Annotated in this window: 21 protein-coding genes; 11 read left to right on the top strand and 10 right to left on the bottom strand. The window is 68.2% G+C overall.

The window, feature by feature from the left end:
* The first annotated feature begins 41 nt into the window (after window positions 1-41).
* The 6 genes from AC5Y30_RS07820 (at window position 42) to AC5Y30_RS07795 (ending at window position 7057) form a co-directional block, all read left to right on the top strand.
* Window positions 42-254 (top strand): heavy-metal-associated domain-containing protein, encoded by a 213-nt coding sequence (locus AC5Y30_RS07820; RefSeq protein WP_499917499.1) that lies wholly within the window; start codon window positions 42-44, stop codon window positions 252-254.
* Window positions 251-2542: a heavy metal translocating P-type ATPase gene (locus AC5Y30_RS07815; protein WP_499917498.1), complete on the top strand. Its 2292-nt coding sequence runs from the start codon at window positions 251-253 to the stop codon at window positions 2540-2542. The genes AC5Y30_RS07820 and AC5Y30_RS07815 overlap by 4 nt, the downstream gene beginning before the upstream one ends.
* A 171-nt stretch (window positions 2543-2713) precedes the next feature.
* Complete coding sequence (locus AC5Y30_RS07810) at window positions 2714-4117, top strand: alpha/beta hydrolase (RefSeq protein ID WP_499917497.1); 1404 nt, start codon at window positions 2714-2716, stop codon at window positions 4115-4117.
* 258 nt (window positions 4118-4375) lie between these two features.
* Window positions 4376-5185, top strand: a complete 810-nt coding sequence (locus tag AC5Y30_RS07805) for a polysaccharide deacetylase family protein (protein WP_499917496.1) — start codon at window positions 4376-4378, stop codon at window positions 5183-5185.
* Window positions 5186-5312: 127 nt separating this feature from the next.
* Window positions 5313-5939 carry a TetR/AcrR family transcriptional regulator gene (locus tag AC5Y30_RS07800; RefSeq protein ID WP_499917495.1) on the top strand — a complete coding sequence of 209 codons (627 nt, stop codon included), beginning with the start codon at window positions 5313-5315 and terminating at the stop codon, window positions 5937-5939.
* Entirely contained in the window at window positions 5936-7057 is a 1122-nt protein-coding gene (locus AC5Y30_RS07795) for a glycosyltransferase (RefSeq protein WP_499917494.1), read from the top strand. Before AC5Y30_RS07800 ends, AC5Y30_RS07795 begins: the two co-directional genes overlap by 4 nt.
* A 30-nt stretch (window positions 7058-7087) precedes the next feature.
* Here the strand turns inward: AC5Y30_RS07795 and AC5Y30_RS07790 are convergent, their stop codons facing one another.
* Window positions 7088-7696 (bottom strand): TetR/AcrR family transcriptional regulator, encoded by a 609-nt coding sequence (locus tag AC5Y30_RS07790; protein WP_499917493.1) that lies wholly within the window; start codon window positions 7694-7696, stop codon window positions 7088-7090.
* Between the two features lie 67 nt (window positions 7697-7763).
* Between AC5Y30_RS07790 and AC5Y30_RS07785 the strand changes: the two genes are divergently transcribed.
* From AC5Y30_RS07785 to fadD1, 3 genes are all read left to right on the top strand, one after another.
* Window positions 7764-8594 (top strand): alpha/beta fold hydrolase, encoded by an 831-nt coding sequence (locus tag AC5Y30_RS07785; RefSeq protein ID WP_499917492.1) that lies wholly within the window; start codon window positions 7764-7766, stop codon window positions 8592-8594.
* A 58-nt stretch (window positions 8595-8652) separates the two neighbouring features.
* Window positions 8653-9423: an SDR family NAD(P)-dependent oxidoreductase gene (locus AC5Y30_RS07780; RefSeq protein WP_499917491.1), complete on the top strand. Its 771-nt coding sequence runs from the start codon at window positions 8653-8655 to the stop codon at window positions 9421-9423.
* Window positions 9424-9791: 368 nt separating this feature from the next.
* Window positions 9792-11426, top strand: a complete 1635-nt coding sequence (gene fadD1 / locus AC5Y30_RS07775; RefSeq protein WP_499917490.1) for a fatty-acid--CoA ligase FadD1 — start codon at window positions 9792-9794, stop codon at window positions 11424-11426.
* Here the strand turns inward: fadD1 and AC5Y30_RS07770 are convergent.
* The 6 genes from AC5Y30_RS07770 to AC5Y30_RS07745 are packed head-to-tail and all read right to left on the bottom strand — an operon-like array spanning window position 11365 to window position 17624.
* On the bottom strand, window positions 11365-12015 hold the full coding sequence (locus AC5Y30_RS07770) for a PadR family transcriptional regulator (RefSeq protein ID WP_499917489.1): 651 nt from the start codon (window positions 12013-12015) through the stop codon (window positions 11365-11367). The two genes, fadD1 and AC5Y30_RS07770, sit on opposite strands and share 62 nt — an antisense overlap.
* Window positions 12012-12446, bottom strand: coding sequence for a Zn-ribbon domain-containing OB-fold protein (locus AC5Y30_RS07765; protein WP_499917488.1), 435 nt, complete (start codon window positions 12444-12446; stop codon window positions 12012-12014). Before AC5Y30_RS07765 ends, AC5Y30_RS07770 begins: the two co-directional genes overlap by 4 nt.
* A complete protein-coding gene (locus AC5Y30_RS07760) occupies window positions 12443-13609 on the bottom strand; it encodes a thiolase family protein (RefSeq protein ID WP_499917487.1) in 1167 nt (388 codons plus the stop codon). The genes AC5Y30_RS07765 and AC5Y30_RS07760 overlap by 4 nt, the downstream gene beginning before the upstream one ends.
* Window positions 13599-13928 (bottom strand): hypothetical protein, encoded by a 330-nt coding sequence (locus AC5Y30_RS07755; protein WP_499917486.1) that lies wholly within the window; start codon window positions 13926-13928, stop codon window positions 13599-13601. Before AC5Y30_RS07755 ends, AC5Y30_RS07760 begins: the two co-directional genes overlap by 11 nt.
* 1 nt (window position 13929) lies before the next feature.
* Window positions 13930-16263: a CaiB/BaiF CoA-transferase family protein gene (locus AC5Y30_RS07750; RefSeq protein ID WP_499917485.1), complete on the bottom strand. Its 2334-nt coding sequence runs from the start codon at window positions 16261-16263 to the stop codon at window positions 13930-13932.
* 2 nt (window positions 16264-16265) lie between these two features.
* A complete protein-coding gene (locus AC5Y30_RS07745) occupies window positions 16266-17624 on the bottom strand; it encodes an amidohydrolase family protein (RefSeq protein ID WP_499917484.1) in 1359 nt (452 codons plus the stop codon).
* A gap of 272 nt (window positions 17625-17896) precedes the next feature.
* Between AC5Y30_RS07745 and AC5Y30_RS07740 the strand changes: the two genes are divergently transcribed.
* Window positions 17897-18874, top strand: coding sequence for a LacI family DNA-binding transcriptional regulator (locus tag AC5Y30_RS07740; RefSeq protein ID WP_499917483.1), 978 nt, complete (start codon window positions 17897-17899; stop codon window positions 18872-18874).
* A 1-nt stretch (window position 18875) separates the two neighbouring features.
* Here the strand turns inward: AC5Y30_RS07740 and AC5Y30_RS07735 are convergent, their stop codons facing one another.
* Genes AC5Y30_RS07735 through AC5Y30_RS07725 form a run of 3 tightly spaced genes read right to left on the bottom strand, consistent with a single transcriptional unit; the run spans window position 18876 to window position 22735 of the window.
* Window positions 18876-19286, bottom strand: a complete 411-nt coding sequence (locus AC5Y30_RS07735; RefSeq protein ID WP_499917482.1) for a Zn-ribbon domain-containing OB-fold protein — start codon at window positions 19284-19286, stop codon at window positions 18876-18878.
* 3 nt (window positions 19287-19289) lie between these two features.
* Window positions 19290-20498 carry a thiolase family protein gene (locus tag AC5Y30_RS07730; RefSeq protein ID WP_499917481.1) on the bottom strand — a complete coding sequence of 403 codons (1209 nt, stop codon included), beginning with the start codon at window positions 20496-20498 and terminating at the stop codon, window positions 19290-19292.
* A gap of 8 nt (window positions 20499-20506) precedes the next feature.
* Window positions 20507-22735 (bottom strand): acyl-CoA dehydrogenase family protein, encoded by a 2229-nt coding sequence (locus AC5Y30_RS07725; RefSeq protein WP_499917480.1) that lies wholly within the window; start codon window positions 22733-22735, stop codon window positions 20507-20509.
* A 165-nt stretch (window positions 22736-22900) separates the two neighbouring features.
* On the opposite strand from AC5Y30_RS07725, the gene AC5Y30_RS07720 reads away from it, so the two are divergent.
* Window positions 22901-23497: a TetR/AcrR family transcriptional regulator gene (locus AC5Y30_RS07720; protein WP_499917479.1), complete on the top strand. Its 597-nt coding sequence runs from the start codon at window positions 22901-22903 to the stop codon at window positions 23495-23497.
* Window position 23498: the final 1 nt, after the last annotated feature.

The raw sequence follows: 23498 nt of genomic DNA, 5'->3' as shown, positions 1-23498 counted from the left end.
ATGGGGTGGTCAAGACTGCCGGGGGATCGAGAAGGAGCGGCATGCCCACCAGCGAGTATCGGGTGAGCGGGATGAGCTGTGGCCACTGCGAGGCCGCTGTTCGCAGTGAGGTGACCCAGATCCCGGGCGTCGACGACGTGACGGTCAGCGCCACCACCGGCAGGCTCGTCGTCACCAGCACGCACCCCGTCGACGCGGACGCCGTCCTCGGTGCGGTCGACGAGGCCGGCTTTGAGGCCGTCACGGTCGCATGAGCACGCCCCCGCGCGAGATCCACGAGGGCGCCCTACCCACCACCGCCCCCCGGATCGAGTTGGACATCACCGGGATGACCTGCGCTTCCTGCGCGGCGCGGATCGAGAAGAAGCTGAACAAGCTCGACGGCGTCGCCGCGACCGTCAACTACGCCACCGAAAAGGCCGCTGTCACGGCTCCCGCCGGCTATGACGCGCAAATTCTCATCGGCGAGATCGAAAAGGCCGGCTACAGCGCCGCCTTGCCACCGCGCGAGCCGGAGCGCGGCCACGACCAGGTGGCCCTGCAGACATCAGATGATCCCGAGCTGACCTCGCTGCGTCGGCGTCTGGTCACCGCCGTCGTGCTGGCAGGCCCGGTCATCGCGATGGCCATGTTTCCCGCCCTGCAATTCCCCCACTGGCACTGGGTCTCACTGGCGCTGACCACCCCGGTCGTCGTGTGGTGCGGCCAGCCGTTCCATGCGGGCGCATGGACCAACCTCAAACACGGCGTGGCCACCATGGACACCCTCGTCTCGCTCGGCACCTTGGCGGCATTCCTCTGGTCGCTGTACGCCCTGTTTCTCGGGACGGCGGGCCAACCGGGCATGCGGCATGACTTCGAGCTGACCATCGGGCGCGACGGCGCCCCGTGCCACGTCTACTTCGAGGTCGCCGCGGGCGTGACCCTGTTCGTCCTTGCCGGGCGCTATTTCGAAAGGCGGTCCAAGCGGGCGGCCGGTGCCGCCCTGCGCACGCTGTTGACCCTGGGCGCCAAGGACGTCGCCGTGCTGCGAGCAGGCGCCGAGGCCCGTGTCCCGGTCGAACGGCTCGCGGTCGGCGACGAGTTCGTCGTGCGCCCCGGGGAACGGATCGCCACCGATGGGATCGTCGTCGCGGGTTCCTCGGCCGTGGACGGCTCCATGCTGACCGGCGAGTCCGTCCCGGTCGAAGTGGGCGAGGGTGACGCCGTCACCGGCGCCACCGTCAACGCCGGCGGTCGGCTCGTCGTCCGCGCCACCGGCGTCGGGGACGACACCCGGCTCGCGCAGATGGCCAAGCTCGTCGAGCGGGCCCAGTCCGGCAAGGCCCGGGCGCAGCGCCTCGCCGACCGTGTCGCGGGGGTTTTCGTCCCCGTCGTCATCGCGCTTGCGGTGGCGACCCTGGCCGGCTGGCTCGCGGCGGGCTGCTCGCTCACGACCGCCTTGACCGCGGCCGTCGCGGTGCTGATCATCGCGTGCCCGTGCGCCCTGGGGCTGGCGACTCCGACCGCCCTGCTGGTCGGGACCGGGCGCGCCGCTCAGCTCGGCGTGCTCATCAACGGGCCCGAGGTGCTGGAGTCGACCCGCGGCGTCGACACCATCGTGCTGGACAAGACGGGCACCGTCACCACCGGCCGGATGACCCTGGTCGACCTCATCGCCGGCGTCGACACCAAGCCCACCACGCTGTTGCGCTACGCCGGCGCCCTGGAAGACGCCTCCGAGCATCCCGTCGCACAAGCGATCGCGCGCGCCGCCACGGCGAAGCTCGGCGTACTTCCGACGCCCACCGAGTTCACCGGAATCCACGGCAGGGGCGTGCGGGGCAAGGTCGACGGAAGCGTCGTCGTCGTCGGGCGTGAGAGCCTGCTGACCGAGTGCGGGATGCTGCCCGACCCCGCCCTATCCGCGGCGAAGGCTCGCGCCGAGAGCGAGGGCAAGACCGCCGTCGCCGTCGGCTGGGACGGCCGGGTCCGGGGCATCCTGGTGGTCGCCGACACCGTCAAACCGTCCAGCGCCGAGGCGGTGCGGCAGTTCGCCGGGCTGGGCCTGACGCCGGTGCTGCTGACCGGCGACAACGCCACGGTCGCCGCCGGTATCGCCGGCGAACTCGGCATCGCGCGGGTCATCGCCGATGCCACGCCCGCCGACAAGGTCGCCGCCGTCGAACGCCTGCAAGCCGAGGGCAAGGTGGTCGCCATGGTCGGTGACGGCGTCAACGATGCCGCGGCGCTGGCCGCCGCCGACCTGGGGTTGGCCATGGGCACCGGCACCGACGTCGCGATCCAGGCCGCCGACCTCACGGTGATCCGCGGCGACCTACGCGCCGCCGTGGACGCGATCCGGCTCTCCCGGCGAACGCTGACCACCATCAAGACCAACTTGGTGTGGGCGTTCGGATACAACCTCGCCGCGATCCCGCTGGCCGCGCTCGGCATGCTCAACCCGATGTTCGCCGGCGCCGCGATGGCCGCCTCCAGCCTGCTGGTCGTCGGTAACAGCCTGCGGCTGCGCTCGTTCGCCAGCGTCATCACCAACGTGTGAACCTGGGCGGCCGGCTCGCCCATCCGGTGGGCCCACACGCAGAAACGGTCGGGTGACGGGCCGTGATCGTATGGGATAGTTGGTCCGGCCGCCGCCTTCGGTGACCCCGAACGGCCCCTCGATACTCACCTCACCGCGCGCAGCGAATCGATCTAGCAGAGGTCACGACCGTTGGAGCAGTTCTTCGGACAGCTGTCCCTGCTGCACGGCTGGTTTCCGCCGGCCGTGCAGGGCCTGGCGCTGCTCGCGTTGCTCGTCGCGATCCGTTGGCGTTCGCGGCGCTGGCTGAAGCTGGTGCTACCCGTGGCGCTGGTCGCGGCCGTCGCGGTGACCGGGCTGGCGTACTGGTACATCACATCGCTCGGGGTGGCCGGGGATCCGGCACCGACGGCGCTCTGGCTCTGGATCGCGTTGGGCGGGTTGGCCGCCGCGGTCACGCTGGTGGGCTGGCCGGGCACCGGCTGGTGGCGCCGCGGTCTCGCGGTGCTCTCGGTGCCGCTGTGCGTCCTGTGCGCGGGACTGGCCCTGAACGGATGGGTCGGCTACTTCCCCACCGTGCTCGCCGCGTGGAATCAGCTGACGTCGGCCCCGTTGCCCGACCAGATCGACCGGCTGCGGGTCACCGAGATGCAGGTCGCCGGAACCAGGCCGGCCAAGGGCGTGGTGGTGCCGGTCGACATCGACGACAACGCCCCTTCGGGCTCCCACTTCGCCCACCGTCGGGAATTGGTCTATCTGCCTCCGGCATGGTTCAACAGCAATCCCCCACCCCGGCTGCCGACGGTCATGATGATCGGCTCCGCCTTCAACACCCCGGCGGACTGGCTGGGTCCCGGCGGCGCATTCACCGCGATCGACGATTTCGCCGCCGCCCATCACGGGTTCTCCCCGGTGCTGGTGTTCGTCGATCCCACTGGCTCATTCGACAACGACACCGAGTGCGTCAACGGCGCCCGCGGCAATGCCGCCGACCACCTGACGAAGGACATCGAGCCCTTCATGGTGTCGAACTTCGGCGTAAGTCCGGACCGGGCGAACTGGGGGGTCGCCGGATGGTCGATGGGTGGTACCTGCGCCGTCGACCTGGCCGTCATGCATCCGGAGTTGTTCAGCGCGTTCGTGGACATCGCCGGTGATCGCGGGCCCAGCATCGGTTCCAAAGAGGCCACCCTGGCCAAGCTGTTCGGCGGCAACACCGCCGCGTGGGCCGACTTCGACCCGATCACCGTCATGAACCGGCATGGCCACTACACCGGGCTATCGGGATGGTTCGACGTTCCCTCGTCGTCGGAGGCCCGCAACGTCGCCGAGGAAGCCAGCCCCACCCTCAGCGCCGCCACCACCGATCCGGCCGCGAACCCGGAAGGACAGGACGCCGCCGCCAACGCGCTGTGCGCCGCCGGAACCGCCCACGGGATCGCCTGCGCGGTCGTTACACAGCCCGGCAAGCACGACTGGCCGTTCGCCGCCCAGGCGTTTGCCACGGCACTGCCCTGGCTGGCCTCGACGCTGGGCACGCCCAACGTCGAACCGGTGCAACTGCCGCAACGGGCCGCCGTCGGGGAACCGCATTGATTTTGCGATCGGCTCCCGTTCACCGGTGATAACCGGGTCGATGAGAATTCACAGCTGACCCTCCCGTAACGGAGCCGACATTCGGGCGCAGCGAATGGTACGGTTCGCGGCTGTGGCCTCGATGTTGTGCACCAATGGCGGTTCCTGCGGGAATCGGCTTAATGCGCAGCGCGCGGCAATAACCGGGCGACTATTCGGGCCGAATTCGCCATTTCTGTCACCGCGTGATCAGTTGATCGACGCGTTCGCTTGTCAGCCATGAACCGCCGCCAGTTCCTTGGATCGCTCGCCGCGTCAGTCGTCGCCGGCGTAGGCGCCGCGCGGCTCATCGTCGATCCGCAGCCCCGCACGTTTGCCCAAGCCCCCGCGGCCGACATACCGGCCTCCGGCCCGGCCGCCCCGCAGGCCCTGTTGCCGCCCCCGCCGCTCAGTGCCCGCATCCCGCTGCCCGGTGGCGGTGCCCTGATGAAAATCCCCGGCGAGGGCGACCTGCTCGCCCTGACCGTCGACGACGGCGTCAACAGCGAGGTGGTGCGCGCCTACACGCAGTTCGCCAAGGACACCGGCATACGGCTGACCTACTTCGTCAACGGGATCTACGACTCGTGGACCGAGAACCTGGACCTGCTTCGGCCATTGGTGGACAGCGGGCAGATCCAGCTCGGCAACCACACCTGGTCGCACCCGGACATGACCACGCTGACGAAAGAGCAAGTAGCCGAACAGCTCTCGCGCAATGACGCGTTCCTGAAGAATACCTACGGCATCGGCGCGAAGCCGTATTGGCGGCCGCCTTACGCGAAGCGCAACGCCACCGTGGACGCGGTGGCCGCCGACCTCGGTTACAAGGTCCCCACCCTGTGGTCGGGGTCGCTGTCGGACTCGACGTTGATCACCGAGGAGTACATCGTGCAGATGGCCGATCAGTACTTCACACCGCAGGCCATCGTCATCGGGCACCTCAACCATCTGCCGGTCACGCACGTCTATCCGCAGCTCGTCGACTTCATCCGCGATCGGAACCTGCGCACCGTCACGCTCAACGACGTCTTTCTCAAAACCCCGTAGCGGCGAGAGGCCGCGCACTTCCCGTCCGGCCTGTTGAGTTCGGCCGTTTCAGCCACGCGTCGCGATGCTGGTTCCCCAATCGTCCGCAAGTTGATGTCTATTGCGGGGGACATCAAATGGTGGTTTGATGTACATCATCATGGACACGAAATCGCGACGCTACGACATGCGAGCTCGCAAGGAGTCGACGGCGGCTACCCGCAACGCCATCGTGGAGGCGGCCATCGATGCGGTCGTGGCGGAACGCTCTCTGGGTATCACGCTGGGCACGGTCGCCGAGCGCGCCGGTGTCACGGTGAAGACGGTGCTTCGGCATTTCGGCAGCCGCGAATCGCTGATCGAGGCGGCGTATCTGGCTGTCCGCCAAGCCGTGCTGGCCGAAAGAGTCCCGCCACCGGGCGACCCTGAAACGGCGATGACGGTGCTGATCGAACACTACGAGGCGCGCGGGGACATGGTGCTCGGCCTGCTCGCCGAGGAAGATGACGATCCGCGAGCGCGGCTGATGTGCGAGGCGGGACGAACCCTGCATCGCGAGTGGGTGGAGGAAGTGTTCGGCACCGAGTTGCCCCTCGAACCCATCGAACGGGATCGGATCATCGATGCGCTGGTCGTGGCCACCGACGTATACGGCTGGAAGCTGCTTCGGCGCGACCGGGGTTTGACCGTCGCCGAGGTCCGCAACCGCATGCTGTTGATGATCGACGGCGTACTCACGGTGTCACAGGGCGCCGGCGCGCGGGCGGCGCCATGAAGGTTCTGTTCGTCGTGTTCGACGGCGGCGGCAACATTCCGCCGGAGCTGGCGGTCGCCCGGGCGCTGCGCGCCCGCGGCGCCGAGGTTCGTTTCCTCGGTCACCACGGCGTGCGTCAGCGCGTTGAGGCCGACGGGTTCGGATTCGAGGCCTTCACGCCCGCAACACATTTCGATCCGACGGTGCAGCGGCCGCTGCTTGGCATGATGGCCAGCATGGTCCGGGTCGCGATGGACCGCCGGCTGGGCCGGGAGGCGGTGCGAGCCGCACGCCGGCACCACGCCGACGTGGTGGTGGTCGACGTGTTACTGACCGCGGCCATTTACGAGGTTGCGGCGCAAGGCTTCCCAACAGTGGTGTTCGGACATTACTTTCATCGGACCCTGCAAGACCTCGCCGCCGGCCCGATCGGATGGCTCCTGCGCCTCAAGGGCACCCCGGCCGACCACCTCGAGCGAACCGGCGCGCTCCACATCGTCACCGCCCGCGCCGAACTCGACCCGGTGCGGGGCGCGCCCGCGGTCCGACATGTCGGCGTTGTCTGGCAAGGCATTCCGGCTGCGGCGACCCCGCTGCCGGAGCCCCGGATTCTGGTCAGCCTGAGCACCGTCGCCTATGCGGGGCAGCGGCGCATGCTGCAAAGGATCCTCGACGCCATCGAACCCCTGCCCGTGCGCGCGACGGTAACGGTCGGACCTGCCATCGACTCAGCCGGGCTGCGCGTGCCGGCGAACTCGTCGCTGCACGCCTGGCTGGACCACGACGAGGTTCTGGCCACCGCCTCCCTGGTCGTCGGCCACGGCGGGCACAGCACGGCCATGCGGGCGCTGTCTTTTGGTGTGCCACTGGTGATCATGCCCGCCAACACGCTGATCGACCAGCGTCGCGTTGGTGCCGCCATCGAACGCCTCGGTGCGGGGATCCTGCTGCGCAAACACGCCGGTGTACGGCGCATCCGTGCGGCGATCGGCAAGGTGTTGCAGGACCCGACCTACCGGGAAACGGCTGCGCTTGTCGGGGCGGAGATCCGCCGGCGCGACGGCGCCGAAGTGGCGGCCGATGCTATCAGCCAGTTCACCAAGGCGTCCGCGACTCATGCACTGCGGCAAGGGCATTGACAACCTACGCGATAGGCTTTGGTTCAGCCGTCACCGCGCGTCGAACATCGCGTCGATGAGCCGGTGCAACACCTGACCGATTTCTCGACGGGTCCGTTGCGGGTCGTCGGCGGTGGCTATCACCATCGCCGCCTCGTCGAGCGCACCGATCAGCACGTGCGCCAACGGCCGCACCGGCTGCTCGGCCAGTTCGCCGACCCGAATGGCCTCGCTGAGCATCTGCTCGGTCATGCCGAGGCTGTATCGCTGTGCGACATCACGGAATTCGGCCCAGCCGAGCACGCTCGGCGCATCCAGCAGGATCAGCTGGCGCACCTCGGGATCGCCGGAAACCTCGAGCCACGCGTCGACCGCGGCCCTGACCGCCTCGGTCGGCGTAGCGGCCCCGGATTCGGCCACGACGACGGCCATCCGCGCCATCACATCCTGCTCGACGACTTCGACGACCTCACGGAATAGGGCTGCCTTGTCGGCGAATTGGTGATACATCGCGCCCCGGGTGACCCCGGCCGCGGTGGCGATCTCCGGCGTGCCCACGTCGGAGTAGCCCCGCAGCCCCCACAGCTTGCGGGCAGCCGCAATCAGCGCGTCGCGGGTCGCCGCGGAGCGCTCTTCCTGGGTCCGTCTCTTGCTTTCCATACAACCTGTTGGTAACTTACGAACAGGCAGCCTGTTTGTAAGTATATCTCTGAAGTAGGAGTTTGCTATGTCGACGATCGACATTAGTGCCGGAACCATCCATTACGAAGCAACCGGACCCGAGGACGGCAGACCGGTGGTCTTCGTGCACGGGTACATGATGGGCGGGCAGCTGTGGCGCCAAGTCAGCGAGCGCCTGGCCGCCCGTGGTTTGCGCTGTATCGCGCCGACCTGGCCGTTGGGCGCGCATCCGGAGCCGCTGCGCCGCGGCGCCGACCGGACCATCACCGGTGTCGCCGGCATGGTCGCCGAGGTACTCGACGCGCTGGACCTGCGGGACGTGGTGCTGGTCGGCAATGACACCGGCGGCGTCGTCACCCAGCTGGTGGCCGTGCACCATCGCGAGCGGCTGGGTGCGCTGGTGCTCACGAGTTGCGATGCGTTCGAACACTTTCCGCCGCCAATCCTCAAGCCGGTCATTCTGGCGGCGAAGACCAAGCCGACCTTCCGGGCCGCCGCACAGGCCATGCGGCTGCCGGCGGCGCGCAAGCGCGCGTTCGACGGGCTGGCGCATCGCAACATCGACGCCCTCACCGAGGCCTGGGTGCAGCCGGGGCTCTCCGACCCGCGCATCGCCGAAGACCTGCGCCAGTTCACGCTTTCGATGCGCACCGAGGTGACCACGACGGTGGCGGCCCGGCTGTACGACTTCGACAAGCCGACGCTCATCGCGTGGTCGGCCGACGACGTGTTCTTCGAGCAGGAAGACGGGGCGAGGCTGGCCGCGACCATTCCCAACGCCCGCCTCGAAGTCATCGCGGGGGCCCGAACCTTTTCCATGGTCGATCAGCCGGACCGGCTCGCCGACTTGCTCTCGACGATCGCGGTGCGCGCCTGACCGACCGACCGGCCGACGCCACCGCGGCGGATCCCGCCGCTCGCGGTAGCGTCAACGCATGTCAGATTCGACGCCTCCCCTGCTCGGCCGGCGAATCCTGGTCACCGGCGGCGCCACCGGCATCGGCGCGGCCGCCGTCGAAGTCCTCACGGCGGCGGGAGCCCAGGTCGCGGCGACCTATCACCAGACACCACCGCCGGAGGGCCTCGCCGCCGAGTGGTTGCAGTGCGACGTGCGCGAGGCCGAGGCGGTCGCGGCGATGGTCGGTGCGGCCGCCCAGCGCTTCGGTGGTCTCGACGCGTTGGTGAACGCCGCGGGGTTGTGGCAGGCGGGCGTTCCCGGCTACATCGGCGCCGACGACATCTCGTTTCTGTTGGACACCAACATCAAGGCGACCATCCTCACCAACCAGGCCGCATACGCGGTGATGAAGGACCAGGAACCCAAGGGCGGGCGCATCATCAACTTCGGCTCCTCGGAAGCCGTGATGGGCAGCCCGATCTCGGCCGTCTACGCCGCGACCAAGGGCGCGGTGCAGGCGTGGACGCGATCGGCCGCCAAAGCCTGGGCCGCCGACAACATCACCGTCAACGCCCTTGCGCCCGCGGTGCAGACGGCCGGTGCCGACCGGCTGCGCGAGTTCCTCGGCCCGGACGCCGCGGCGCTGATCGACCAGCAGATGCAAATGATGATCCCGCTCGGCGGCACGTTGGGCGATCCCGCCCGCGACGTCGGTCCGATGCTGGTGTTCCTGGCCGGACCCGGCTCGGGTTTCATCACCGGCCAACTGCTGGCCGTGGATGGCGGGTTGATGATGGTGGGTGGATAGCGCGGCCGCGCATCAACTTTGGCCGTCGTCCTTCGGCGCTGGCGATCCGGCCTGGTACCGCCGGCCGGACAAGTCCGCCGATCGCGATTGTGAGAGTTCACGACGAAATTCCCGCGCGCGATTCCTGAGCAGGAGCAGCGACCTGTGCAACTCGAACAGCATGAGCCAATGATGGCTGTTCGACCTCAACGGCCTCGCGATACACGCGGTCCGCGAAACGGAATCGTGAGCGAAATAAGTATGAAAACTTCACAACACAGGGGTGGTGCAAGGCGGCAGGGCACTTACCACGGCGCCGAGCCGCCCGCTACTATAAGACGGACCGTCTCGTCTCGTAGGGCGAGCGGAGTGAGGGTGGATCCAAACGGATGGCTGACGACACGATTCAAGCGCTGCTGCGCACCCGCTCATCCGATGCTGGAATCGCGGTGAAATACCGCGATATGCAATGGACTTGGCGTCAATACCTGACGGGCGCCGCCGCGCGGGCCGCCGCACTGTTGGCCGCCGCCGACCCGCAACGGCCGATGCACATCGGCGCCCTGCTGGGAAACACGCCCGAGATGGTCAGCCAGATGGCGGCGGCGGGGCTGGGCGGCTACGTCCTGTGCGGCCTGAACACCACCCGGCGCGGTGAGGCGCTGGCGGCCGACGTTCGGCGCGCCGACTGCCAGTTTGTCGTCACCGACGCCGAACACCGGCCGCTGCTGGACGGCTTGGATCTCGGCGCAACGCAGATCCTCGACTCCTCGACGCCGCAGTGGAGCGAATTCGTCGACGCCGCAGGGGATCTGAAGCCGCACCGCGAGGTCACCGCGGCGGACGCCTTCATGATGATCTTCACCTCCGGGACGAGCGGAAACCCGAAGGCGGTGCAGGTATCCCACCTCATGGCGACGTTCGCCGGTCTCAATCTGGTCCAGCGCTTCGCCCTCACCGAACGCGACACCTGCTACGTCTCGATGCCGCTGTTTCACTCCAACGCCGTCGTCGCCGGATGGGCGCCCGCGGTGTGCTCCGGTGCCGCGATGGTGCCGGCGAAGTTCTCGGCGAGCAGTTTCCTCGACGACATCCGCCGCTACGGCGCTACCTACATGAACTACGTCGGCAAGCCGCTGGCCTACATCCTCGCCACCGCGGAACGCGACGACGACGCCGACAATCCCCTGCGGGTGGCCTTCGGTAACGAGGCCAACGACAAGGACATCGACGAATTCGGCCGCCGCTTCGGTGTGCAGGTCGAGGACGGCTTCGGCTCCACAGAGAATGCCGTCATCGTGATCCGCGAGGAAGGCACCCCCAAGGGATCCATCGGCAAGGGCATGGACGGCATCGCGATCTACCACAGCGACACCGTGACCGAATGTGCGGTGGCCCGGTTCGACGCCGACGGGGCGCTTGCCAACCCCGACGAGGCGATCGGCGAGCTCGTCAACACGGCGGGCTCGGGTTTCTTCACCGGTTATTACAACGATCCGGACGCCAACGCCGAACGTATGCGCCACGGCATGTACTGGTCCGGCGACCTGGCCTACCGCGACGCCGACGGCTGGATTTACCTTGCCGGGCGCACGGCCGACTGGATGCGGGTGGACGGCGAGAACCTGGCCGCCGCCCCCATCGAGCGAATCCTGTTGCGTCACGGCGCTATCAGCCGTGTCGCCGTGTACGCCGTCGCGGACGACCACGTCGGCGACCAGGTGATGGCAGCGATCGTCCTCAACGACGGCCAGAGGATCGCACCCGCCGAATTCGAAGCGTTCCTGGACGCACAGCCCGACCTGTCCCCGAAGGCGCGCCCGCGCTACGTCCGCATCGCCCCCGACCTGCCCAGCACCGCAACGCACAAGGTGCTCAAGCGCCAGCTGATCGCTCAGGGAACGGACGTCGGGGCGGACGAGGTGCTGTGGGAGCGCGAACCCCGGGGCACGGCCTACGCGGCTACCCCGGGTTCCTCGGTGCCCGGCGGCGGATCTGGCCCTTCGACCGTCGCACCCGTTTGACCGGGTCTCGGGCTGTGCCGCAGGCGATCTCGTCGCGCAGTTGCGAGATGTTGGAGATCTCCGCGTACAGCCCGCGAATCGCGTAGTCCAACACGGCGAAGGAGTAGCGCTGCTCGGGGTCGTCGGTGATGCCGAGATCGATCGACCGCTGCCGCGACCACAGCGCCTCGTCCAGCCGGGCCCGGGTCGCGTCGAGGTGGCGCTCCAGGGTGTCGAGGACGTGTTCAGGGTCCTGGCCGCGGGCCAGCCAGGTCTTCAGGATGACCGGATGCTTGATGACCACCTGGTCCTGGCCCGGGAAGTGCTGGACCCAGCGACGCAGCGCGTCGAGGCCGGCATCGGTGGTCTCGTACAAAGTGATCGCACGCTTGCCGGATTGCGCGCCGGTCTCGCTGACCATCCCCCGCTGCAGCAGACGGGTCAGTTCGCGCCGCACGTGACTGACCGATGGGGACCAATAGAAGTGGCCGACCGACAGTTCCGCGCGCATCTTGATCTCGCCGGCGGTGAGTCGCTCGTCGTTGGCCGCCAGCACCCCCAGCACCAGGTAGGCGGTCACCGGCAGGCCGTTGGCGGTCCTGGGGCTCACGAGCTGTCCGTCTGCGCGCCGGTGAAGTATGGCAGCGTGACGTCGGGCCCGGTGGCGTGGAACTCCACGCGCACCCGCAGGCCTACCTCGAGATCCTTCGGCGCTACGCCGACAACGTTGGTCAGCATCTGGTAGCCCTCGTCCAGGGTGATGATGGCCGGGGCGTAGGGCGGCTCGAATTCCGCTGTGACCGGCCGATATACGACCGTCCAGCTGTAGATCTCGCCGCGACCGTCGCCCGGCTGCCAACGCAGGTTCTCCGAAAGGCATTGGCGGCAATGCTCGGTCGGCGGGAAGTTCGCCGATCCGCAAGCCGCGCAGCGCTGGTAGCGCAGCTCGTGGGACCGGCATCCCTCCCAGAACGGCCCGCTGACGTGGCTGCTCGCGTGCGGGACGGGTCCGGTCTGAGGCCGCAACGGGTCGGAGGTCATCGTGGTTCGTCTCCCAGGATTAGCACCGTCGTGAACAGGGCCCCCGCTCCCCCGTTGCTGCACAACGCGACATGGGCGTCGGGGACCTGAAGGTCGCCGGCTTGCCCGCGCAGCTGTTGCACCGCGCGGATCGCGCGCTGCATCATCTGCGGATTGGCTCCCGCGTGGCTGAACGACATGGTTCCCCCGTCGGTGGTGATCGGATGACTGCCGTCGATGCCGATATGACCATCGGCGACGAACGGGCCGCCCTCGCCGTCCCCGCAGAACCCGAAAGCCTCGAGCTGACGGATGATTTCGAAGGAGAACGGATCGTAGAGTTCCAGCACGTCGACGTCGTCGCGGCGCAGTCCGGCGTGGTTGAACGCGCACTCTGCGGCGCGCCGGCCCACTACACCGTTGACGTGATCCCCGTGCCGGCCGGCGAGGTCGTACGCGGGCGGATGCTGGTAGGACGGGCCGTGGAAGTCCGCGCCGCTGCCGAGCACGTAGATCGGTTGGCCCGCAACGTCGACGGCATCGATGTTGGCCACGACCAAAGCACACCCACCCTCGGAGGTGGTGGCGCAGTCCAGCAGATGGAACGGGTCGGCGATGGGCCGGGACGCGGTGATGTCCTCCGGGCTGAACGGCCCACGGTCGTAGTACACGGCCTCGGGGTTGCGCGAGCCGTTGTTGCGAATGGTGGCCGCCACCATCGAAAGTTGTTCGCGCGTCGTGCCATAGACATGCATGTGACGCCGCGCGATGAGTGCGAACTCGGCGGTGGTGAACATGCCCCAGGGGGCGACGAATTCGTTTTCGGGCCGGGTCCAGGGCGCAGTGGCCTCGTGATCCCGGTACTCGCCGGCCTGGGCCGCGACCAGCACCACCACGTCGGCCATGCCGTGCTCGATGGCGGTGACGGCTTCGGTGATCATGCCGACGCCGAAAGCCAGGCCCTGCCAGGCCGGCCCGATTCGCAGGTCATAGATCAGCGACGTCGAGTGCGGGCTCGCGCTGATGCCGTCGACGTCGTCGAGGGTCAGTCCCGCATCGTCCAACGCGCCAACAATCGCCTTGATCGCGAGGCCGCGCGAGGTTTCGCCGTCCAGGCGGCGTCCCTGCCGGGTGTTGTGCACGCCGACGATCGCCGGGGTGCGCGTGGTCGGGCTAGTTCTCATCCGCGACAACTCCCAAATACGTTCCCATGACGTCGTATTCACGCCCGCCGCGCGTGATGGTCCCGATCGTCGTGGCCCGTGAGTTGGCGGGCACTGCGCCTGGCTCCACGACATCGATTCGCACGTCCACCGGCCGTGCCGTCTGCGGGTCGGTGATCTCGACGACCATCGCGACCGCATGCTCGTCGTCGTCCCATTCGACGCTGGTGATGCGGTGCCGTGCCGTCAGCTCCATCACCACGGAGTCCTGACGCACCAAGAATCGCACCGGCGCACACAGCTCCCCGGCCCGGGGCGGCACGCACAGACTGACCGCCATGTCACAGACCCGCCGGCCGGGCGCTGATGGTTCCCGACCGCCGCAAGGCCGACAGGTCGTCTCGGTCGTGCCCGAGCACCTCGGTCAGCACCTCATCGGTGTGCTGGCCATAGAGCGGCGGCACCCGCCGGATCCAGCGCCGCGTCCTGCCGAGGAACGCGAAAGGCATTCCGGTGCAAAGGAACGAGCCCGCTACGGGATGGTCGACCGTCTCCCAGAAGCCGCGTGCCCGCAGCTGCGGATCGGTGAGCAGCGCCGCGGCCGGTGTGACACGCGCGGCGGCCAAACCGGCCCCGCGCAGCGCCTCGACCGCCTCGGACACCGATTGCCCCGCGGCCCAGGCGGAGATCAGTTTGTCGACGTCGTCGGCCCGCTCCGCCCAGCCGGATTCCTCCGGCGCGGGCTGGCCGAGCAGGCCGGCCAGCGACGCCCGGGCGGCGCCGTCCAAAGCGGCCAGCGCAACCCACTCGTCCTCGCCGCGGCATCGGTAGACGCCCTGGGGGTTGGCACCCGGCCCACGATTGCCGTTGCGGCGCATCGCGATTCCGTTGCGGGAGTACTCGACCAGCATTTCGGCCGCCACATTCAGCGCGGCCTCGACCATGGTCGATTCCACCTGCATTCCGTTGCCCTGGCGGTCGCGGATCGCCAGCGCCGCGACGGCGGCGAAGGCGGCGTGCAGGCCGGCGATCGGGTCGCACACCCCGCGCGGGATCACCGGAGGGCCGTCGGCGTGCCCGGTCATCCACGCCATGCCGGTCGCCTGTTCCATCGTCTGCGCGAAGCCGACCCGGTCGCGCCACGGGCCGTCGAGGCCGAACGCGGGCATCCGGACCATGATCGCCCGCGGGTTGGCCGCGCGCACCGCATCCCATTCCAGACCGAAGTTCGCCATCACCCGGGGGGAGAAGTTCTCGACGACGAGGTCGCTCGCGGCGATGAGCCCGAGCGCGAGCTGTCGTCCAGCCTCGGTGCCGAGTTCGACGCTGACGCCCCGCTTGTTGTTGTTGCTGCACAAGAACACCGGGCCCCATTCCCACCATTGGTCCCAGTCGGGCGGCCGGCCCGCGGAGAACCGCATGCCGTCGGGCCGGCGCACGCCCTCGATCTTGATGACGTCGGCGCCCAAGGCGCCCAGCAGTTGGGTGGCGACCGGCCCGGCCCAGAAGGCGGTGAAGTCGGTGACCCGGACGCCGGACAACGGCAGCGCGTCGGCGTCGTCGCCACACGGCGACTCGGGGCGCGCCGGCCACCGCACGCGTCCGGTGTCGGCGCCGAGCTGCGGCGGTTCCGCGGGCGCGCCGGTCGCCATCGCGTCGCTGCGATACGGCACCCGCGGCGCCAGCACCCCGGACGGTGATTCGACGAACACGCCGCGTTCCACGAAGTGGTCGATCTTGGGAAGCATCTCGGGAGTCGCGATGGGCGCCACCGGAATCCGAAATGCCACCGCGAGGTCGACGATCTCTTCGGTGGTCCGGCGCCCGGTCCATTCGGTGACCATGCGCAGGAACTCGTCGCGGCGCTCCACCCGCCCGGTGAACGACGCCAGCTCGGCGTCGCCGACGAGATCCGCGCGTTCGATCATCACCAAGAAGTCCTGGAACTGCTGGGCGGTGATGGTGCAGAACCCGACCATGCCGTCGGCCGTCGGAACGATCGAAGGCAGCTCCAAACTGCGTTCGTACAGCAGCGAATCGGCGCCCAACACGCTGGCCGACATGGCGGACAGGCCACCCATGGCGAGCGCCATGGCCTCGTACGTCGAGACGTCGATGACCTGACCGCGGCCGCTTCGGGCCGCGTGCCGGACGGTCGCCGCAGCCACCGCCGCCGCGAACGTCCCCGCCAGCCACTCACCGAGCCGGCCACCCGCTTGGACGGGTTCGTCGTCGGGCCAACCGCGACCGGCGATCGATCCGCACAGCGCTTGGAGGATGAATTCGTTGGCGATGACCTGGTTTTCGACATAGGGGCCGGTGGTGCCGAATGGTGTGACGGCGACCACGACGGCCGACGCGGCGGTGTGTGCGCTGATGGCGTCGAGCGTCCATCCGTCGGTGAGGTCGGTGACTATCAGGTCGGCGCCGGCCAGTAGCGACGCGATCTCGGCCTGACCGTGATTGACGACGGACTTCTTACCGGCGGCCAGATAGCCGAACAACGCCCCGGGTGGGCCGCCGGCCGACCAGTCACGCATCGAATCACCCCGCGGCGATTCGATTTTCACGACTTCGGCCCCGGCGTCGACGAACATCTTGCCGCAGTATGACGCCGCCAGGCCGTTGCACAACTCCAGCACGCGCCAGTCCGCGAAGGGCGCCTCGGCTCCCACGCTCAGTTGCCCAGGGTGGTGGCGCGACGCCGGGCGGATCGCCCGGAAATATCGGGAGCCTCGACCGTCACCGATGCCTGCGCCTGCAGGGCGAACTGGGTCATCCGCGTCCAGGCGTCACGGTCACGCTGACTTGCCTTGCGGCCGACGTGGGTGACCAGGTCGACGTCGGTCGCCTGCGCGCGCAGGTATCCGGCGCGCGCATGTTCCTTCGGGATGAATCGGAACGGGTCGAATGAGTATGCGGCCATGGCGTTTTGGTGAGTGATCTTGTCGATGACCGAGTCGTCGAGGTGGCCCATGGTGGCGACGATGTCCTCCGGCGCGAAGGGCCAGTTGCTGTCGGAGTGGGGGAAGTCGGACTCCCAGCACAGCATGTCCTCGTTGAACCAATCCATGTTCCGCACACCGACTTTGTCGCTGATGAAGCAGGTGTAGAAGTGCCGCTTGAACACGTCGGTGGGTCCGTCATAGCCGGGTGGGAAGGTCGCCAGCGTCCAGCCCGAGTGCCGGTTGTAGACGTGCTCGGCCCGCCAGAGGAAGTACGGGATCCAGCCGACGTCGCCCTCGGTCAGCGAGAACTTCAGTTGCGGGAAGTCGGCCCAGAACTGGGCCCAGATCAGCTCGGTGAAAGTGAACATGCTCATCATCGACGAGGCGGTCATCTGCACGCTGGGCGGGGCGTCGGTCGACACCTGCGGAGACCGCGACGCGGAGCCGACATGGGTGCACAGCACGGTGTCGCTTTCGCAGACGGCCTCGAACAGCGGGTACCAGTACGTGGTGTGAATGCTGGGCATCTCCAGCGCCTCTGGGTTCTCGGAGAACGTTACGGCGTGACAACCCTTGTCGGCCAGCCGTTTCACCTCGTTGGCGGCCTCGGCCACGTCGAACAGCGGCAGGATGCCGCACGGGATGAACCGGCCCGGGTAGGCCCCGCACCATTCGTCGACGTGCCAGTCGTTGTAGGCCTTGATCATCACCAGGTTCGTCTCGCGGTCGGGGCCCTGGTTGAGCACCTGACCGGAGAAGCCGGTGAAGTTCGGGAAGTTCAACCCCGCCAGCTGGCCGCCGGCGTTCATGTCCCGCACCCGCTCGTCCACGTTGAAGCAGCCCGGCCGCATCTCGTCGTAGCGTGAGGCGTCGATGTTGTACATCTCGCGCGGTTTCCCCGCGACGGCATTGAGACCCATGTTGCGTCCCCGGATCTCGCCGTAGTACCACTGCTGGACGCCGTCCGGCTCGAGGACCACCCGGGGCGCGCGATCCCGGTATGCGGCGGGAACGTGCGCGTCGAACATGTCGGCCGGCTCGGCGATGTGATCGTCCACGCTGATCAGGATCAGATCGTCCTTGTTCATGCCGCGCTCCTCGGTCGCCGGTATCGACTAGTAGACAATGTCGTGTATCACAGTGTCAACGTCGGTCGCGGTGCGCTGGCGAGCTAAACCACTGAATTGCAACGGCGCAGGTGCGCGCAGCCGTCCAGCCCGGAATCTCGCGCCCAGGCCGTAGTAGTGACTATTAGTCCTTGGGAGCGGCCGCGGCACGAACTCCCCGAGCGATATGGCGCGATACCTCTGCGCGTCGCGTGCCACCATGGGGCATGACTGGGCCCGGAAGGTAACGGAAGTTGAGCACCAACAAAGCTGCGCGTCCGACCACCGCCGACGTGGCCCGGCTGGCTAGCGTGTCGACCGCCACGGTGAGTTATGTGCTGAACAACGCGCGGGGCCGCCGCATCTCGCCGGAAACCCGCGACGCGGTGTACCGCGCGGCCAAACTTTTGGGTTATCGGCCCAACCTCGCCGCCCGTAACCTGGCGCGCGGCAAAAGCGGCGTGGTGCTCTACGTGGTGCCCCACGTGGCCGTGGGCGAGATGCCGATGCAGGCCGGCAGCCGGATGACCACCGCGCTGGCCCGCGAGGGTTTCCTGCAGGTGCAGATTTTCGAAACCGACGACGACCAGCACGTGGTCGACGCGATCGAGAATCTCGACCCCGTCGCGATCACCAGCCTGTTCCCCCTGAGCGCAGCCGCACGCCAAGCGGTGACCAACGCGGGCATTCCCCACATCGAGATCGGAACACTGCCCGCGCTCAAGGACCCGCATCTGTCCGTGGGCGAGATGCGGGTCGATCACCTGGTCGAGCGCGGACACCGCCGAATCGCGTTCGCCTACACCGGGATTGCCCGATGGCGTCCGCTGGGTGACTACTGGTTCGAGGGTGTTTCGCGGGCGGCGCAGAGGCGCGACCTCCCCGCGGTGCGGGTCGACGCGGTCACCCTGGACAACGCCGCCGACGTCGTCACCGGCTGGGTGCGCGACGGGGTCACCGCCGTGTGCGCGCAGAGCGACGAGATCGCCTGCCTCGTCCTGTACGGCATCCATCAGGCACGCCTGCGCTGTCCCGGCGACCTCGCGGTGATGGGCGTCGACGCCAGCCCGATGGGCGTCGTGAGCACACCGCCGCTGACCACCGTGCAATTCGATCCCTGCGCGGTTGCCGACGCCGCGCTTGCCGCCGTCTTCGAGCGGCTGGGTCACCCCGCGCCCCCGTCTCCCGAGCTGACCGACATCGCTCGCCTGGTGGTGCGGTCGTCGACCTAGATCAATCCGCGGGCTCGTAACGCAGCAGCGTGACGTCGTGTTCGGGGTAGTCGCAGAACACCGGCTTCACCCGCATTCCGACCCGGATGGCATTCGGCTCGACGTTGACCAGTTCGGTGGAAAACCTTGGGCCCTCTTCCCATTCGACGATGGCGAGCAGCTGGGGCACGGCATCGGCGAAATGCGGGCTGACCGGCCGGTGGGCCACCGTGTAGGAGTACAGGGTGCCCATTCCGGAGATCTCGCGCCACTCCAGGTCGTCGGCCAGGGTGCGCGGCGCGCGCACCCGCGGATAGAACACGTAGGACTGTAGCGACGGCGAGTACTGAATGACGATGCGATGCTCACCCAGCGCATCCCAAAACGGTCCGCTGGTAGGCGTTTTCACCGGCATCGGTCGTTCGAACGTCATCTGTCAGTCCCCTTGCAGAATCAGGGTGGTCTGCTCGGACAGGATGCCGCCGTTGCCGGACACGAAGGCCCGGTTGCAGTCGGTGACCTGCGCGGCCCCCGCGCGGCCCATGATCTGGCGGGTGGCGTCGCACACGTGGTGCATCCCGCCGGCCAAACCCGCCTGACCGAAGCCCAGTTGCCCGCCGGCCGTGTTGAGGGGGAAGTCGCCGCGGAAGGTCATGTCGTGGTTGGCGACGAATTCCATGCCCTTGCCCTTCTCGCAGAAGCCGGCGTCTTCTAGCGACAGCAGGACGGTGATGGTGTAGCAGTCATAGATGGAGACCATGTCCATCTGTTCACGACTCAGGCCGGTCATGGCGAACGCGGTGTCCGCCGCGGCGGCGATCGGGGTGTTGAGCAGATCCTCGGCGTACGTCGGGGTCTTGAACGGCACGTGTTCGCCGAATCCCTTGATCCACACCGGGCGATGGCGCGACCGCTTGGCGACGTCCGCGCTGGCGACGACGACCGCGGCACCGCCGACGCAGGGCATGACGATCTCGAGCATGTGCAGCGGGTCGGCGATGACCGGGCTGGCCAGCACGTCCTCGACGGTCAGCGGCTTGTCCTTCCAGATCGCGCCGTCGGTGTGGTTGGCGTTGGTGCGCGTGTCGACGACGATCTTGGCCATCGCGCGCTCGTCGTAGCCGTGCACCGCGGCATAGCGCTGGGCCACCTGGCCGTATGGCCCGTTCTGGCCGAGGTTGCCGTAGGGTATCTCGAATTCCGCTTGGGGAGAGCCGTATTGATTGCTCGACGAGCCGAAGTACAGCGCGTCGCCGTAGGCTTTGGGCTTCTTCGGCGACATCGGCGTGATGTAGCGGGCCGGCAGCGCGCACAGCACCGCGTCGCAGATCCCCAATTCGATGGCCGCGGCGGCTCGCCACACCATGGCGGCCGCGCTGGCCCCACCCAGGTCGACGTGCTCGGCGAATCGTGCACCCACACCCAGGTATTCGGCGATCGTGGAGGGGACGAAGATCTCCGACTCGGCCAGGTGTGAGGCGACGATCCCGTTGACGACTTCGCCGGGCAGGCCCGCATCCTCGAGCGCGGCGGCGCTCAGCTCCGCCCATTGTTCGAGGACGAACGGCGCGGGCGAGGCCTTGTTGAGCCGCTCGGGCGGCAGCTCGACGTATCCGACGATCGCGGCTTCTCCACGTAATCCCATGCTGTGCCTTACTTTCGGGGTAGGCCGAGGATCATCTGCGCGATGATGTTCAGCTGGATCTCCCTGGTTCCACCGCCGATCAGCTCGGCCGGCAGGTGCAGATAGGGTTCCACGACGGCCGCGTCGGGGTCGTCGACCATCCCGACCTGCCCGGTCAACTGCAGCGTGGCGGCAAAGGTGCGGCGCAACAGCACGTTCATCGCCACCTTGGCGATGCTGGACGCCGGACCGGAGGCCTGGCCGTCGAGCAGCCGAATGGTTTCGCGGACCCCGAGCGCCCTGATCGCGTTGGTGTAGGCGTCGAGCTCGCCGAGCTCACGCAACGCGTCCTCACGGTCGGGCCCGGGTTGAGCGGCGAGCCGGCGCAGGGCGACCGCCCGGTCGAACTTGACGTATCCCCCGATGGCGGAACGCTCTTCGGCCATCGTGGCGATCGCCAGGCTCCAACCGTCGGTCGGCGCGCCCAACAGCATCTCGTCGGGAATGAAGACGTCGTTGAGGAACACCTCGTTGAAGTGTGCCTGCCCGGTCGCCGTCTTGATCGGTTGGATCTGAACCCCGGGGGATCGCATGTCGAGGATGAAATAGCCGATGCCGCGGTGCTTGCTGGCCTCGGGGTCGGTGCGCGCGAGAAGCGCACCGAGGTCGGCGTACTGCGCCAGCGATGTCCAGATCTTGTGGCCGTTGATCCGCCAGCCGCCGTCGACCTTGGTCGCCCGCGTGGCCAGCGACGCGAGGTCGGAGCCCGCTCCCGGCTCGCTGAACAGCTGGCACCAGTGAATCTCGCCGCGTTGGGTCGGCGGAATCATCTTTTCCTGCAGGTCTTTTGGTGCGGCAGCCATCACCGAGGGCAGGATCCACTCGGCGATGTTCAGCGATGGTCGGACCAGCCCGGGCCGCTTGGCGAACTCCTCGTCGATGATGAGCTGTTTCAACGGATCCGCCCCGACGCCCCAGGGTGCCGGCCAGTGCGGCGCCATCAGGCCCGCGTCGGCGATCAACGTGCGCTGGGGTCCGGAGGCCTGGTCCGCGTAGTCGCCGTGCGGCGCGGGTGTGTCGTTGCGCAATTGCATTGCCGCATCCAGCGTCTCGGCGACCCAGGCACGGAACTCGGATTCCGCGTCGCCGAGGTTCACCGACATGTCGCGCGTCTGGGTGCAGGTGAGCTCGCCCAGCCGTCGCGCCCAGCGGTTCGCCGGACCAATCGATCCCGCCAGACTGATCGCCCGCCGCCAGTACAGGTGCACGTCGTGTTCCCAGGTGAAGCCGATGGCGCCGAGCATCGTCAGGGCGTCGAGCACCAAATCCGGGACCGGCGAGATCGCGATGACGGCCGCGCCGGCGGCGGCGATTCGGTGCTGGTCGAGTGGTTCGTCCACGGCGCGTACCGCGTCCCAGGCGGCCGCGGTGGCCAGCTCGCTGTTCACCAAAAGCATTGCCGCGTTGTGCTGCAGGGCTTGGAAGGTGCCGATCACCTTGCCGAATTGCTCCCGGCTGCGCAGATGCGCGGTGACAGCCTGCACGCACCACTGGACGATGCCGGCGGTCATGGTGGCGACGAGTCCGACGACCACACAGCGTGCCCGCTCCGGGTCGATGCCGCTGAGCAGATCGGCCTCCGGCGCCCGGTAGTCCGCGAGGCGCAGGATCCCGACGTCGCCGACAAGATCGGTGCCGGCAATGGCTTCGACTGTGGCCGTGGGCCGTTCGCGGTCGACGAGCGCCCAGACGATTGCGGCGTCCTGGGTCCGGGCGCCGACCAGGATGACCCGTGCCGCGCAGACGCCCGGGGTTACCTGTGACGCGCCGCTGATCACCCAGTGCCCGGCCTCGGCGCGGGCCTGCAGACCGCCGTCGTCGTCGGGTAACACCACCGCCGCAGTGCTGCCGGACGCGAGGTCGCGCAGGAACGACTCTGCGCTCGGCGTCGAATCGGCCAGTAGCCCGACGGCTCCGGCGGCGACCGTCGGCAGCAGCGGTCCGGGCAACAACGACTTGCCCGCCGCTTCGAGAACGCACGCGGCATCGATCGGCCGTCCACCCTGGCCGCCGAGGTCTTCGGGCAGATGCACCGCATGAAAACCGTTGGCAACCAGCGCATCCCACCATTTCGGCACGCGTCCTGCGGCAAGGTCGTCGAAGCTGTCACGCGTCGCGGCAATCGGAGCGTTCCGGGCGGCGAATTGGCCCACGGCGTCGCTGAGGTCCTGCTGCTCCGGGCTCAGTCCCAGGGTCACGAGGACGGCCCAGAGGTAACTGGCGTTGGCCGCACGGACTGCTATCCTTTCGTTACAAGACGGACCGTCTCGTCTTGTGGAAGAGTACCGGCGCGAGTCAGGATATGTAAAGCGCGCCCGATTACCGGCTTTCGATCTTCAGTTCGCAGAAGCGAGGACCACCAGATGCCAACCGATCTGAGCGCGGCGAACGCGCAAGCGACTTCGCCGAGGAGGCGCAGCGAGAAGTCCCGCAAAGCGATAGTCACCGCCACCCGGGAACTGCTCCTCGAGCGCGGCTTCGACGGGCTGACGATCGAGGCGGTCGCCGCGCGCGCCAGTGTCGGCAAGCAGACCATCTACCGCTGGTGGCCCACCCGCCCCGCGCTGGTCGCCGACGTCATGCTGGAAGACGCCGACAAGCTGATCGCGTCGGTCAACCACAGCGACAACCTCGCCGCCGATCTGGTCGGCTGGGTGGGCAAGCTGTTCACAAGCCTGACGACGCCGCGAGGTTCGGCCATGCTGCGCACGCTGACCGTTGCCTGCATGGAGCATGAGGACACCGCCGTCAAACTGCGCGCCGGTTTCAGTGCGCCGCTGCACGACAGCGTGCGGGCCCGGCTGCTGGCCGACGGCGTCAGCGAGGCCACCGCCGAGTCGGCGGCGGACGCGATCGTCGGCGGGGTGGTGTACCCGATTCTCTCCGGGGCGCAGCCCTACTCGCGGCGGCGAGCCGAACGGACCACCCGGCTCATCGTGGACGCCCTCACCGGAACCTGAC

This window comes from Mycobacterium sp. NGS27 (assembly GCF_059813005.1).
This window is presented reverse-complemented; position numbering and strand designations above follow the sequence as displayed.

Bases quoted from the DNA above. Each gene is read 5' to 3' on its own strand.
- AC5Y30_RS07785 (WP_499917492.1), top strand. From the start codon at position 7,764: ATGTCGACGATCGACATTAGTGCCGGAACCATCCATTACGAAGCAACC.
- AC5Y30_RS07755 (WP_499917486.1), bottom strand. From the start codon at position 13,928: ATGGCGGTCAGTCTGTGCGTGCCGCCCCGGGCCGGGGAGCTGTGTGCG.
- AC5Y30_RS07765 (WP_499917488.1), bottom strand. From the start codon at position 12,446: ATGACCTCCGACCCGTTGCGGCCTCAGACCGGACCCGTCCCGCACGCG.
- AC5Y30_RS07730 (WP_499917481.1), bottom strand. From the start codon at position 20,498: ATGGGATTACGTGGAGAAGCCGCGATCGTCGGATACGTCGAGCTGCCG.
- AC5Y30_RS07800 (WP_499917495.1), top strand. From the start codon at position 5,313: ATGTACATCATCATGGACACGAAATCGCGACGCTACGACATGCGAGCT.
- AC5Y30_RS07720 (WP_499917479.1), top strand. From the start codon at position 22,901: ATGCCAACCGATCTGAGCGCGGCGAACGCGCAAGCGACTTCGCCGAGG.
- AC5Y30_RS07790 (WP_499917493.1), bottom strand. From the start codon at position 7,696: ATGGAAAGCAAGAGACGGACCCAGGAAGAGCGCTCCGCGGCGACCCGC.
- AC5Y30_RS07745 (WP_499917484.1), bottom strand. From the start codon at position 17,624: ATGAACAAGGACGATCTGATCCTGATCAGCGTGGACGATCACATCGCC.
- fadD1 (WP_499917490.1), top strand. From the start codon at position 9,792: ATGGCTGACGACACGATTCAAGCGCTGCTGCGCACCCGCTCATCCGAT.
- AC5Y30_RS07735 (WP_499917482.1), bottom strand. From the start codon at position 19,286: ATGACGTTCGAACGACCGATGCCGGTGAAAACGCCTACCAGCGGACCG.
- AC5Y30_RS07760 (WP_499917487.1), bottom strand. From the start codon at position 13,609: ATGAGAACTAGCCCGACCACGCGCACCCCGGCGATCGTCGGCGTGCAC.
- AC5Y30_RS07820 (WP_499917499.1), top strand. From the start codon at position 42: ATGCCCACCAGCGAGTATCGGGTGAGCGGGATGAGCTGTGGCCACTGC.
- AC5Y30_RS07795 (WP_499917494.1), top strand. From the start codon at position 5,936: ATGAAGGTTCTGTTCGTCGTGTTCGACGGCGGCGGCAACATTCCGCCG.
- AC5Y30_RS07805 (WP_499917496.1), top strand. From the start codon at position 4,376: ATGAACCGCCGCCAGTTCCTTGGATCGCTCGCCGCGTCAGTCGTCGCC.
- AC5Y30_RS07780 (WP_499917491.1), top strand. From the start codon at position 8,653: ATGTCAGATTCGACGCCTCCCCTGCTCGGCCGGCGAATCCTGGTCACC.
- AC5Y30_RS07815 (WP_499917498.1), top strand. From the start codon at position 251: ATGAGCACGCCCCCGCGCGAGATCCACGAGGGCGCCCTACCCACCACC.